Origin of the sequence: Pseudomonas sp. CDFA 610 (assembly GCF_021147865.1) — a bacterium.
GTDB lineage: Bacteria > Pseudomonadota > Gammaproteobacteria > Pseudomonadales > Pseudomonadaceae > Aquipseudomonas > Aquipseudomonas alliivorans.
Genome location: NZ_JAGTPM010000013.1, coordinates 187,037 through 199,339 on the forward strand (window position 1 = coordinate 187,037; position 12,303 = coordinate 199,339).

Consider the following 12,303-nt stretch of genomic DNA (forward strand, 5'->3'; position numbering starts at 1 on the left):
GCATTCCGTGACGCGCTGCGTCACATCACGAACAACACCCACCTGACGCCAGGTCCTTGAGGATCGGGCAGTCGGGGCGGTCGTTACCCTGGCAGTGTTCCACCAGGTCCTGAAGGGTGTTGCGCAGCCCGGCGAGTTCGTCGATCTTGCGATTCAGCTCGACGATGTGCTGGCGGGCGAGGGCTTTGACATCGGCACTGGCGCGCTGGCGGTCCTGCCACAGGGTCAGCAGCTTGCCGACTTCCTCCAGCGAAAAGCCCAGATCCCGCGAGCGCTTGATGAACGCCAGAGTGTGCAGGTCTTCCGGGCTGTAAATTCGATAGCCGCTGTCGCTGCGATGCGCCGCCGGCAACAGGCCGATGGATTCGTAGTAGCGGATCATCTTGGCGCTGAGGCCGCTTTTTCCGGCTGCCTGGCCGATGTTCATGGCGTGTCTCCCGGGTCTTTGGGTTTCCAGGTCTTGAGCAGCAGGGCATTGCTCACAACGCTCACGCTGGACAACGCCATTGCCGCCCCGGCGAGCACCGGATTGAGATAGCCGAACGCTGCCAGCGGGATGCCGATCAGGTTGTAGACAAACGCCCAGAACAGGTTCTGCCGGATCTTGGCGTAGGTGCGGCGGCTGATGTCCAGCGCGGCAGGCACAAGACGCGGGTCGCCACGCATCAGCGTAATACCGGCGGCCTGCATGGCGACGTCGGTGCCGCTGCCCATCGCAATGCCGATATCGGCCGCGGCCAGAGCGGGCGCATCGTTGATGCCGTCGCCCACCATCGCCACGACATTGTGGCTTTTCAACTGCATGACGGTTGCCGACTTGTCGGCCGGCAGGACTTCGGCATGGACGTCGCGAATGCCCAGCGCTTTGGCGACCACCTGAGCGCTGCCGCGATTGTCGCCGGTCAGCAGGTGGCTAGTGATGCCACGGGCATTGAGCTCACGCACCGCCTCGTCCGTTCCCGGCTTGAGCGAGTCACCGAAGGCGAACAGGCCGATGACGTGCGGGACGGGCGCCTGTTCGATCAGCCAGGACAGCGTTCGCCCTTCAGCCTCCCAGATGCGCGCCGATTCCGCCAGATGCCCCATCGGCAGGCCGCTTTCGTCCAGCAGACGTCGATTGCCCAATACCAACTCGCGACCTTGAACCGTGCCTGCGATACCCCGCCCGCTCAGCGCATGACTGTTTTCGATCTCGTCCAGCTTCAACTGCCATTCTTGACAGACATCCAGTACCGCTTTGGCCAGGGGATGCTCGCTGCCACGCTGCAAGGCACCAGCCCGTTGCAGCAACTGTTCCTCATTGCCTTCCAGCGCAATCATGTTGGTGATCCGGGGCGTACCGGAGGTCAGCGTGCCGGTCTTGTCGAAGACCACGGCAGTGACCTCGTGGGCACGCTCCAGCGACTCGGCGTCCTTGATCAGAATGCCGTGGCGCGCAGCGACGCCGGTGCCAGCCATTATCGCGGTCGGTGTAGCCAGGCCCAGCGCACAGGGGCAGGCGATCACCAGCACGGTGACGGCATTGATCAACGCCACTTCCAGCGAAGCGCCCGCCAGCAGCCAGCCCGCCAGGGTGAAAAAGGCGATCAGCAGCACGACCGGCACGAACACCTGGCTGACCCGGTCCACCAGTCGCTGAATCGGCGCCTTGCCGGTCTGGGCGTCTTCCACCAGACGAATGATGCGCGCCAGAACCGTTTCCGAGCCCAGCGCCGTGGTCCTGACCAGCAACCGGCCTTCGCCATTAATGGCCCCGCCGGTCACACGGTCGCCGGGCTCCTTTGCTACCGGCAGGCTTTCACCGGTGATCAGGGCCTCGTCGGCGTGGCTTCGGCCTTCGATGACATCGCCATCCACCGGAAAACGCTCGCCCGGTTTGACCAGTACGCGGTCTTCCAGACGCAGGTCGCTGATGGCGACTTCCTGTTCAACGCCGTCCACCACTCGAAGTGCACGATCCGGACGCAGCGCTTCAAGGGCACGAATCGCGCTGGCCGTCTGGCGTTTGGCGCGACTCTCCAGATATTTGCCCAGCAGCACCAGAGCGATGACCACGGCCGAGGCTTCGAAATACAGATGTGGCGTGGTGCCTGGTGCAGCGGTCAGCCATTGATAGAGGCTCAAGCCGTACCCGGCGCTGGTGCCGATGGCGACCAGCAAATCCATGTTGCCCGCGCCCGACCTCAAGGCTTTCCAGGCCGCCACATAAAAACGCGCGCCAAGGATGAATTGCACCGGTGTGGCGAGCGCGGCCTGCGCCCAGGCGGGCAGCATCCAGTGCACGCCCAGCGGCGAGAGAAGCATTGGCACGACCAACGGCACCGCGAGCACAATCGCCAGCAGCAATGCCCAGCGTTCACGGTGCAGGTTGCCGGCCTTGCGGTCGGCCTCTACGCGTTCGTCCCGCAGCAGGGTCGCGCCGTAACCGGCATGGCTGACGGCGCTGATCAAGGTCTGTGGATCTGTCCGGGGCTCGGCCTGGACGTGGGCGCGTTCGCTGGCCAGGTTGACCGTCACGCTGTTGACCCCCGGCACCTTGGCCAGGGCACGCTCGACCCGGCCTGCGCAACTGGCGCAGGTCATGCCGCTGATGGGCAGGTCGAAGGTGAGGGTGTCTTGCATCTCGTTCACTCCCTGAGGCTGTATGCCTGCAAGGATCAACCTTGCCACATGGGCAAGGTCAAGCGCGAATCAATAGTTGAGGTCGGCTTTCTTGAGATACATGCCTTTGAGGCTGGTAGCGATGCGGTACTTGAGGATATCCCCGGCGTGCATCTGGATGGTGGTGTTGGTTGGCGCTTCCATTCCCGGTTCACAGCCCACGATTTTGCCCGGCAGCGTGCGCAGGCGCACAGACACCGGGCCGGCCGGCAGGTTGAACGACACTGAGTCTTCCTGAAACAGTCGCCCGGCCAGTTGATCCTGGATGTAGATACCGATTTCACAGGAGGTCGCCACTTCCAGACGCTCTCGGGAAATGATCAGGATGCCGTAATCCTGAGCGGCCTGAACGGTGGGTGCGGCGGCGACCAGACCGAGAATGCTGAAGAGGCTGACTGCTGACCAGCGCATTGCTGATACTCCTGATGTAAACGTCGATGAAGGAGCTTGGCTCACGACAACGCCGAACGCCAGCCCGGCAGACAATACAAAAACTTGACCTTGCCACGATGACAAGGTTGAAGATGCCCGTCATCCACTCTCGAAGGAGCAGCACATGCAATTATTCAACGTTCAAGGCATGACTTGCGGGCACTGTGTACGGGCGGTCACCCAGGCCATCAAGAATGAAGATCCGACCGCCGATGTGCAGGTTGAACTGGCCAGCAAGCAGGTCAAGGTAGCGAGCACGCTGAGTGCCGAACACATTATCAGGCTGATTGGCGAAGAAGGTTATCAGGCGCAACTGGCCTGATCAGTCATTGACTGACATACACGCACGTCTGCATCTGCCGGAGGACGTGATGAGGACGTCCTCTGTTCGCGTGCTGTGGGTCATAACACGTTTTGCCCGAATCAATGGAGGTCAGCTATCCCTTATGTCAGTTATCCCTGACGGAAAAATCTTGAATTAATTTCCCCGCATTCCGTCCTCTGCAGAGTAAGCCGGTTAAACTGACCGGCTGCTCTGCATCGCTATGGACGCCCGATGAATTTACGCACAATCCTGATTCTTGGCGCATTGAGCGCTTTTGGCCCGTTGGCCATCGATTTCTATCTGCCTGGCTTCCCGGCCATCGCTTCGTACTTCGCCACTGATGAGAAACACGTCCAGTTGACTCTGGCAGCGTATTTCCTTGGCCTGTCGTTGGGCCAGCTGGCTTATGGACCGGTGGCTGACCGGTTTGGACGACGCCTTCCCATGCTGGTGGGCGTCAGCCTGTTCACACTGGCCTCGGTGGCCTGTGCCTTCGCGCCAAGCCTTGAGTGGCTGATCGCTGCCCGTTTCGTGCAGGCGCTGGGCGGTTGCGCGGGGATGGTGTTGTCTCGGGCGATCGTCAGCGACAAATGCAATGCCGTGGAATCGGCCAAGGTGTTCTCGCAGCTGATGCTGGTCATGGGCCTGGCACCGATTCTGGCGCCGATGCTGGGCGGGGGACTGGTCAATGCATTTGGCTGGCAGTCGATCTTCATCAGCCTGACGCTCTTCAGCGCGTTGTGTCTGACCGCCGTCGCGCTGGGTTTGCCCGAAAGCATGCCGGCCACCACCCCGCGCCAGCCGTTGCGCGGTGCCTTGCGGCAATACGGACGGCTGCTGACGGATCGCGTCTTTATTGGCCATGCGCTCACGGGCGGTATCGCCATGGCGGGCATGTTCGCTTACGTGGCCGGCTCGCCGTTCGTGTTCATCAAGCTGTACGGAGTGCCAGCCGAGCATTACGGCTGGCTGTTCGGGATGAATGCGGCGGGCTTCATTGCGGTGGCACAGATCAACGCGCGTATCTTGCGCAAGACCGGTCCGGCGTTCCTGCTGACACGCACGGTATGGATCTATCTGGCTGCCGGTCTGGTGCTGCTCGGTATCACCAGCTTGCGCACTGAGGCGCTCTGGCCGCTGCTGGTGCCGTTGTTCGTCTGTGTCGCGAGTCTGGGCTGCATCATTCCCAATGCGTCGGCCTGCGCCATGAACGGTCAGTGGGCGCGAGCGGGCAGCGCATCAGCGTTGCTGGGCTGTCTGCAATTCAGTGTAGCGGCGGCTGCCGCGAGTCTGGTCGGCGTGCTGCATGACGGCACCGCCACGCCCATGGCGCTGGTTATCAGCCTGTGCGGCGTGCTGTCGGTCGGTGCGTCGGTGTACACGCGCCGCCTGCAGGCCAGACGTGACGCGCAGGTCGCGTCAGCCTGATCAAAGTAAGGCGTTGTGTCTGTCGCAATGACCGACACAACGCCGAGCGCCCTTGCTTCAGAACCCTTCAAGCACGATCTTGCCCTTGGCCTTGCCGCTTTCCAGCAGTTCGTGGGCGCGACGCAGGTTTTCAGCGTTTATGGTGCCGAAGTGTTCGCCGAACGTGGTCTTCAGCGTCCCGGCATCCACCAGTTCGGCGACGCGATTGAGCAGGTTGTGCTGCTCGATGATGTCGTCGGTCTCGAACATCGAACGGGTGTACATGAACTCCCAGTGCAGCGACAGGCTCTTGCGCTTGAGCTTGGACACATCCAGCGACTTGGGGTCGTCGATCAGGCCCAGCTTGCCCTGAGGCTTGAGCGCTTCGACCAGTTGATCGAGGTGCTGTTCGGTCTGGGTCAGGCTGGCGACGTGCGTGACAGCATGGATGCCGACGCGCTTGAGTTCTTCACTCAGCGGTTTGCTGTGATCCAGCACTTCATGGGCACCCAGTTCACGCACCCAGCTTTCGGTCTCGGCGCGTGAGGCGGTGCCGATGACTTTCAGGGCGGTCAACTGCCGCGCCAGCTGGGTCAGGATAGAACCCACGCCACCGGCCGCGCCGACAATCAGAAGACTCTGTCCGCTTTCACCCTTGCCCTGGGCGATCTGTAAACGCTCGAACAACAGCTCCCAGGCGGTGATGGCCGTGAGCGGCAAGGCTGCGGCGTGAGCAAAGCTCAGCGACTTGGGCATGTGGCCGACGATACGCTCGTCCACCACGTGCAACTCACTGTTGGCACCAGGACGGATCAACGAGCCTGCGTAGTAAACCTTGTCGCCTGGCTGAAAGAGCGTGACGTCGCTGCCGACGGCCTTGACCACACCTGCGACGTCCCAGCCCAGCACTTTGGCGTCTCCGTTCTCGGGTGCGACGTTCTGGCGAATCTTGGTATCCACCGGATTGACGGAGATCGCCTTGACCTCGACCAGCACATCTCGCGACCCGGCAACCGGCTCGGGCAGTTGGACGTTCTGCAGGGATTCAGGGTGGCTGATGGGCAGTGACTGGTAATAAGCGACGGCTTTCATGAAGGGGTCCTCGGTTGGAAAAGTGATGAACGGATCATTGGCTATTTCCCGGAAAGATAAAACCCGCTAAAACGGCAGGCTCTTTCAATATATCTTTGATAATAAGGCGCTCGGATGCTGCGTTTCGATGACCTGCAATTATTCGTCCGGGCTGCTGACCTGGGCAGTCTGTCTGCGGCTGCTCGGGTCATGGACATGTCGGCGGCCGTTGCCAGCGCGGCGCTCAAACGGGTCGAGCAGCAGGTGGGCGCTCGGCTGTTGGCGCGCTCGACCCGCAGTCTGCGTCTGACGGCCGAAGGCGAAGGCTTTCTCGACTATGCCCGCGCTGCGCTGGGCAGCCTTGAGGAAGGTCAGCGTCTGCTGGCCAGCAGTCAGGATCGTTGCGAGGGCGTCTTGCAGCTGTCGGCGCCTTCGGATCTGGGGCGTAATGTGCTGCTGCCCTGGCTGGATGCGTTTCAGCAGCAACATCCGCAACTGACTGTGCGGCTGCTATTGGGGGACCGTATCGCCGATCTGTTCCGTCAGCCGGTGGACGTGGCCCTGCGTTACGGTGAGCCGGAAGATTCGACACTGGTCGCGTTGCCGGTCCTGCCGGGTAATCGACGTGTTCTTTGCGCGGCCCCCGATTACCTGAAGCGTCATGGCCAGCCGCAGCAGATCGAACAGCTGGCTCAGCACAACTGCCTGCTGTACATGCTGGGCGATCGGGTTCATGACCGTTGGGCTTTCGAGGACGGCAAGCGGGAAATGAGCCTGACTGTAAAAGGCAACCGATTCAGCGACGATGCTGATGTGGTGCGACGCTGGGCGGTGGCCGGGGAGGGCGTAGCGTACAAGTCCTGGCTGGATGTCGCCGCCGATGTCAGGGCTGGACGACTGCAGGTATTGATGCCCCATTTGAAGGGCGAACTGGCGCCCTTGAATCTGCTGTGCGCGCATCGTGCTCAACTGAGCAAACCGGTCAATCTGCTTCTGGAAATGCTTCGCACGCGATGCAGGCAACATGCTGTAAGCCAATAAGAACCGTTCATGGTTTATACGGCTACAAAAGCAGAAGAATGAGCCTACGGAAGTTTCGGAAAATATAATGTTTAAATACATTCCCACTGTGCAAGGTTCTTCCATTTTCAGCGTTTTTAAACTCGGCGCTTATTGAACGGATCTGCAGTTTTCTCGGCTGGATCTTCGCCTGTGTTCAAGGCGATCAATCTCACCGCATGCCCCAAGTCCCTTGTGCAGAGCGGTTTTTCAGCGACAGGCCGCTTTGGAAGAGTTCTGCAGTCGTGCTTTTGTCGCCCGGTGTAATACGCAAGAACATGACGGCGGCTCGGACTACAAGAGGTTTAGCCAATCGGCTTGTGGGGCGTAGAGTTTATACTTGTCATTTCAAGTTGGATGCGCGTTCAACTTTACTGAGGCGTGATTGCTGTCAATATGTCATCGCACTAGATGAATGTTTCAACAGGGAGTGAACACATGGAATATGCACCTTGCATCAGCCAGATTGCGACATTGCTGGCCGACCCCAAGCGCAGCGCAATGATTTGGGCACTGATGGATGGTACTGCTCGCCCCGCCGATGAACTGGCACTGCTGGCGGGCCTCTCGACCTCTTCGGCTGGCGCGCATCTGGCGCGGCTGGCCAATGGCGGTCTGTTGAAGCAGGAAGCGCGGGGTCGCAAGCGCTTCTTTCGACTGGCGGCGCCCGAGGTCGGTGCGGCGGTCGAGGCGCTGGCCAGTGCATCGCTGGTCAGTGCCGAGCAGATCAGCCGCAGCGTCGCTCAACCCATGCCCACCTTGCCTTTACGTCGCGCGCGGATCTGTTGTGATCACTTGGGGGGTGAAATGGCGGCCGAGCTTTATCAGCGTCTGTTGGGGGCAGGGTGGATAGAGCAGCAGGAAAAACGCATCGAAGTCACGAGCAAGGGTATCGCCAAGTTTGCCGAGCGCGGTATCTACATTCCGGCGCTGGCCCAGCGCAAACGCGAAACCGTTTGCGCCTGTGCAAACTGGAGCGAACGCAGCCCGCACCTGGGGGGTGCGCTGGGCGCAGGGCTGCTGCAGTTGTTCATCCAGATGGGCTGGCTGCGCACGACCGAAGAATCCAGCACCTTGCAGGTCTCGTCGAGCGGGCAGCGAGAGATCAGCAAGATCGCGTCGGCGGCGTGAACTCAAGCACCGTGTGGTCAGACCCATTGGGACGCGGCGCGTCCCGGGCTGCATGCCGACGCGAAGCATCGGCACGATCACGATGACGCTCCGGGGTTACGGTTTTACCAACCGCGCATCCAGGCTGTTCTGCGCCAGGCGTTTTGCCTGGTCCTCGGTCATGCCCAGATGGGTGTACAGGGCGTGGAAGTTTTCGGTGACGTAGCCGCCGAAGTAGGCCGGGTCATCCGAGTTGACCGTGACCTTCACTCCGCGCTCCAGCATGTCGAGGATGTTGTGCTGGGTCATGTCGTCGAACACACAGAGTTTGGTGTTGGACAGCGGGCAGACGGTCAGCGGGATCTGCTCATCGATGATGCGCTGCATCAGCCGCTCGTCTTCGATTGCGCGTACGCCATGGTCGATGCGTTCGATTTTCAGCAGGTCCAGTGCTTCCCAGATGTACTCCGGCGGGCCTTCTTCGCCAGCGTGGGCTACGGTCAGGAAGCCTTCGTTGCGGGCGCGGTCAAAGACGCGCTGAAACTTGCTCGGCGGATGGCCCATTTCCGAGCTGTCCAGACCGACCGCCACGAATGCATCGCGGAAAGGCAGTGCCTGTGTCAGGGTTTTCTCGGCTTCTTCTTCACTCAGATGGCGCAGGAAGCTGAGGATCAGGCCGCTGTCGACTCCCAGTTGCGACTTGCCGTCTTTGAGCGCGCCAGTGATCCCGGCCAGCACCACTTCGAATGGAATGCCACGGTCAGTATGGGTCTGTGGATCGAAGAACGGTTCGGTATGAATGACGTTCTGCGCCTTGCAGCGTTGCAGGTAGGCCCAGGTCAGGTCGTAGAAGTCCTGCTCGGTGCGCAACACGTCCGCGCCCTGGTAATACAGGTCGAGGAATTCCTGCAGGTTGTTGAAAGCGTACGCCTTGCGCAAGGCTTCCACATCGTTCCACGGCAGGGCAATTTTGTTGCGCTCGGCCAGGGCAAACAGCAGCTCGGGTTCCAGCGAGCCTTCAAGGTGCAGGTGCAGTTCTGCCTTGGGCAGGGCGTTCAACCAGTCGTACATGTGCTTTTCTCATCAGGTGCAGATCGCGGGCATTCTACAGATGCACATCGCCGCATAGGGTAAAACCTGACCGACCGTTCAACTAAGATGCCTTTTCCGGTTCTCGACGATAGGCATACGTGTCAGAAAAGCGTGACAACAGGAACTCGGCACAGGTCGTGACAGGATAGCGGGCCGGCTGGCTTTCGCTCTGGCAACCCGGCAGGCATTCGATACGTGTGTCCGGATGAGGTTCGGCGAAAAACGGCATTGAGTAGCGATCGACACCCAGCGGGCTGATGACCCGGTGCGGCGTGGACAGGTAACGATCATTGCTCCAGCGCGCCATCATGTCGCCGAGGTTGACGACGAACGTACCTTCGACAGGCGGCGCGTCAATCCACTGGCCGCGTACATCGCGCACCTGCAGCCCGCCCGCAGCGTCCTGATGCAACAGGGTGATGCAGCCGTAATCGGTGTGAGCGCCTGCGCCTTGCTGCTCTTTCGACGTAGCCGTGTGGCGCGGCGGATAGTGGATCATGCGCAACACGCTGACCGGGTCCTTGAAGCGCTGGTCGAAGAAGTCCCGCTCGATGCCCAGTGCCAGGGTCATGGCACGCAGCAGGGTTTGCGCCAGTGCCTGCATGTCCAGGTAATGCTGCTCCATCAGGCTTTCCCAGCCCGGCAGGTCGGGGTGTCGATTCGGCCCGCGCAACGGTTTTCCCGCCAGCACGTCGGGATGCCCGGCATCCATGTGCAGGCCCATGTCGAAGGTTTCTTTCAGATCGCTCGGCAGACTGGGGTCCAATTGCTCGGTGGCGATGGCGCCATAGCCGCGATGGTGAGTGCTTTGGGTTATGTCGATCTTGAGCTTTTCCGCCGCCGGCTGGGCGAAGAAACGTCGCGCAGCCGATTGCACCTGCTCGATCCGCTTTGGCGTGATGGGGTGTCCCGTGATGTAGAAGAAACCCCATTCGCGGCAGGCGCTGTCGATCTGACTGGCAACGCTCTGCCAGGCCTCAGTGTCCGTGCCGTAGAGCGGGGCGATGTCGATGATGGGAAGCTGGTCCATGAAGCGGTCCTGGAAATCGGTTGGTCTTCAGCGTGATCGCGCCCTGCGAGTCGGGACGCGATCACCCGGACAGATTACTTCGGCAGTTCGGCCTTGATGCCTTCGACGTAGTAGTTCATCGAGGCCAGCTCGGCGTTGGTCGCGACCACGCCAGCGGGGATCTTCACGGTACCGGTCTGGTCCTTGATGGGGCCGGTGAACGGATGGAATTCGCCGCTTTCGATGCTGGCGATGATCGTCTGTGCTTCAGCCTTCACGTCGGCAGGGACGATATCGCTGATCGGCAGTTCAACCGTGCCTTCCTTCAGGCCGCCCCAGTAATCCTGAGGTTTCCAGGTGCCTGCGAGGACGCCCTCGGCAGCCTGAATGTAGTGCGGCCCCCAGTTGTTGACGATGGAGGTCAGGACGGCCTTGGGACCGAAGTGCGCCATGTCCGATGCGTAGCCGACGGCGTACACGCCACGACGTTCGGCGGTCTGGATCGGCGCCGGGCTGTCGGTGTGCTGGAACACCACGTCCACACCCTGATCGATCAGCGCGTTGGCCGCGTCGGCTTCCTTGCCCGGATCGAACCAGGAGTTGACCCACACCACTTTGATTTCGGTGCCGGGGTTGTACTTGTTCAAGGCCAGTTGGATGGCGTCGATGTCACGCAGCACTTCCGGAATCGGGAACGAGGCGACGTAACCGATCTTCTTGGTCTTGGTCATTTTCGCGGCGATGAAACCACCTACGTAACGGCCTTCATAGGTGCGGGCCAGGTAGGTGCCCATGTTCTTGTCCTGCTTGTAGCCGGTGGCGTGCTCGAACTTCACCTTGGGAAACTGCTTGGCTACTTTCAGGGTCGGGTTCATGTAGCCGAAGGAGGTGCTGAAGATCAGGTCATAGCCGCCCTTGGCCATGTTGCGGATCACACGCTCGGCATCGGCGCCTTCCGGCACGTTTTCCACGTAGCTGCTGCTGACCTTGTCGCCCAGCGCCGCGACCATCGCCTTGCGGCCCTGTTCGTGCTGATAGGTCCAGCCGTGGTCGCCGATAGGACCGATATAGACGAAGCCGACTTTCAGCGGATCGGCTGCCGAGGCGAGCAGGCTGGCACCCAGACCGACGACAGCGGTCATGGCGCACAGCAGTTTTTTCAGGGGACGGCGTGGGGTGGTCAGGTGCATCGGGTCTTGCTCCTTGCAGTCTTGTTGGAGGGGATACTCCGGCAATGCAAATAGCTGACCACAAAGACAAGTTATGACGCAGACGCGTTGCAGACCGTTTTGCTGACGGTGATATGCAGCGCGACGGTGCAGGGTTCAGACCCTTCGCCGCTAACTGGTGCAGCGGGTGCTGCGCTCGACGATGCACATGGGCGTGCCCGCCACCGGTTCCTGCATGATCTGCACCTGAACATCGAACACCCGACACACCAGTTCGGCGTTCAATACGTCACCGGGCGCACCGCTGGCCACCAGTCGCCCGGCCTGCATCACCGCCAGATGGTCAGCGTAACGGCAGGCCTGGTTGATGTCGTGCAACACAGTAATGACCGTCTTGCCCTCGGCGCTGAGCGCGCGCATCAGGTCCAGCAGTTCGACCTGATGGCTGATGTCCAGATAGGTGGTCGGCTCGTCGAGCAGCACAATGGCGGCGTCCTGCGCCAGAATCATTGCCAGCCATGCGCGCTGACGCTGCCCGCCGGACAGGTCGGACAACGGCCGGTCGGCGAGGGTCTCCAGCTCCATGCGCTGCAAGGCCTGCTCGATACTGTGCTGATCCGCGCCGCTCAGGCGGCCCCAGAGACTGTTGTGCGGACTGCGACCATAGGCAACCAGTTGACGCACGCTCACGCCTTCGGGAATGGGCAACACCTGTGGCAGAAACGCCACCTTGCGGGCCAGATCCCGTGCCGACAGATCGCGGTAGGCCTTGCCGTCCAGACTCAGACTGCCGGACTGCGGCGTGAGAATCCTCGCGAACGCCTTGAGCAGCGTGGACTTGCCACAACCGTTGGGGCCGATCAGCGCCGTGACCTTACCGGGCGGCGGGCTGAATGAAAGGTCCTGCACGATGCGGGTTGCCCCGTAGCCGATGTCGAGTTGCTGTGCCTGAAGAATGCTCATGGGAA

The 12,303-nt window shown here is 61.1% G+C and carries 12 protein-coding genes; 4 read left to right on the top strand and 8 right to left on the bottom strand.

Annotated elements, in window-relative coordinates; translation table 11 throughout:
- Positions 1–25: 25 nt before the first annotated feature.
- The 3 genes from cueR to KDX39_RS23520 all read right to left on the bottom strand — a co-directional run bounded on the left by cueR (position 26) and on the right by KDX39_RS23520 (position 3,072).
- Positions 26–427: a Cu(I)-responsive transcriptional regulator gene (cueR, locus tag KDX39_RS23510; RefSeq protein WP_231661964.1), complete on the bottom strand. Its 402-nt coding sequence runs from the start codon at positions 425–427 to the stop codon at positions 26–28.
- A complete protein-coding gene (locus KDX39_RS23515; RefSeq protein WP_231661965.1) occupies positions 424–2,622 on the bottom strand; it encodes a heavy metal translocating P-type ATPase in 2,199 nt (732 codons plus the stop codon). Before KDX39_RS23515 ends, cueR begins: the two co-directional genes overlap by 4 nt.
- A gap of 69 nt (positions 2,623–2,691) precedes the next feature.
- Positions 2,692–3,072, bottom strand: coding sequence for a hypothetical protein (locus tag KDX39_RS23520; protein WP_099227036.1), 381 nt, complete (start codon positions 3,070–3,072; stop codon positions 2,692–2,694).
- A gap of 145 nt (positions 3,073–3,217) precedes the next feature.
- Between KDX39_RS23520 and KDX39_RS23525 the strand changes: the two genes are divergently transcribed.
- On the top strand, positions 3,218–3,415 hold the full coding sequence (locus tag KDX39_RS23525) for a heavy-metal-associated domain-containing protein (RefSeq protein WP_210043161.1): 198 nt from the start codon (positions 3,218–3,220) through the stop codon (positions 3,413–3,415).
- A gap of 234 nt (positions 3,416–3,649) precedes the next feature.
- Positions 3,650–4,846 carry a multidrug effflux MFS transporter gene (locus KDX39_RS23530; protein WP_231661966.1) on the top strand — a complete coding sequence of 399 codons (1,197 nt, stop codon included), beginning with the start codon at positions 3,650–3,652 and terminating at the stop codon, positions 4,844–4,846.
- Between the two features lie 57 nt (positions 4,847–4,903).
- On the opposite strand, the gene KDX39_RS23535 is transcribed toward KDX39_RS23530, so the two are convergent.
- Positions 4,904–5,917 (bottom strand): zinc-binding alcohol dehydrogenase family protein, encoded by a 1,014-nt coding sequence (locus tag KDX39_RS23535; RefSeq protein WP_231661967.1) that lies wholly within the window; start codon positions 5,915–5,917, stop codon positions 4,904–4,906.
- Positions 5,918–6,031: 114 nt separating this feature from the next.
- On the opposite strand from KDX39_RS23535, the gene KDX39_RS23540 reads away from it, so the two are divergent.
- Together KDX39_RS23540 and KDX39_RS23545 are read left to right on the top strand one after the other, a co-directional pair.
- On the top strand, positions 6,032–6,937 hold the full coding sequence (locus KDX39_RS23540) for a LysR family transcriptional regulator (protein ID WP_099227032.1): 906 nt from the start codon (positions 6,032–6,034) through the stop codon (positions 6,935–6,937).
- Positions 6,938–7,393: 456 nt separating this feature from the next.
- Complete coding sequence (locus KDX39_RS23545) at positions 7,394–8,086, top strand: ArsR/SmtB family transcription factor (protein ID WP_210071460.1); 693 nt, start codon at positions 7,394–7,396, stop codon at positions 8,084–8,086.
- Between the two features lie 96 nt (positions 8,087–8,182).
- On the opposite strand, the gene KDX39_RS23550 is transcribed toward KDX39_RS23545, so the two are convergent.
- From KDX39_RS23550 to fecE, 4 genes are all read right to left on the bottom strand, one after another.
- On the bottom strand, positions 8,183–9,136 hold the full coding sequence (locus KDX39_RS23550; protein ID WP_231661968.1) for an adenosine deaminase: 954 nt from the start codon (positions 9,134–9,136) through the stop codon (positions 8,183–8,185).
- A gap of 82 nt (positions 9,137–9,218) precedes the next feature.
- Positions 9,219–10,187 carry an isopenicillin N synthase family dioxygenase gene (locus KDX39_RS23555; protein ID WP_231661969.1) on the bottom strand — a complete coding sequence of 323 codons (969 nt, stop codon included), beginning with the start codon at positions 10,185–10,187 and terminating at the stop codon, positions 9,219–9,221.
- A gap of 74 nt (positions 10,188–10,261) precedes the next feature.
- A complete protein-coding gene (locus tag KDX39_RS23560) occupies positions 10,262–11,356 on the bottom strand; it encodes a BMP family ABC transporter substrate-binding protein (protein ID WP_184323479.1) in 1,095 nt (364 codons plus the stop codon).
- A gap of 150 nt (positions 11,357–11,506) precedes the next feature.
- Positions 11,507–12,298 (bottom strand): Fe(3+) dicitrate ABC transporter ATP-binding protein FecE, encoded by a 792-nt coding sequence (gene fecE / locus KDX39_RS23565; RefSeq protein ID WP_231661970.1) that lies wholly within the window; start codon positions 12,296–12,298, stop codon positions 11,507–11,509.
- Positions 12,299–12,303: the final 5 nt, after the last annotated feature.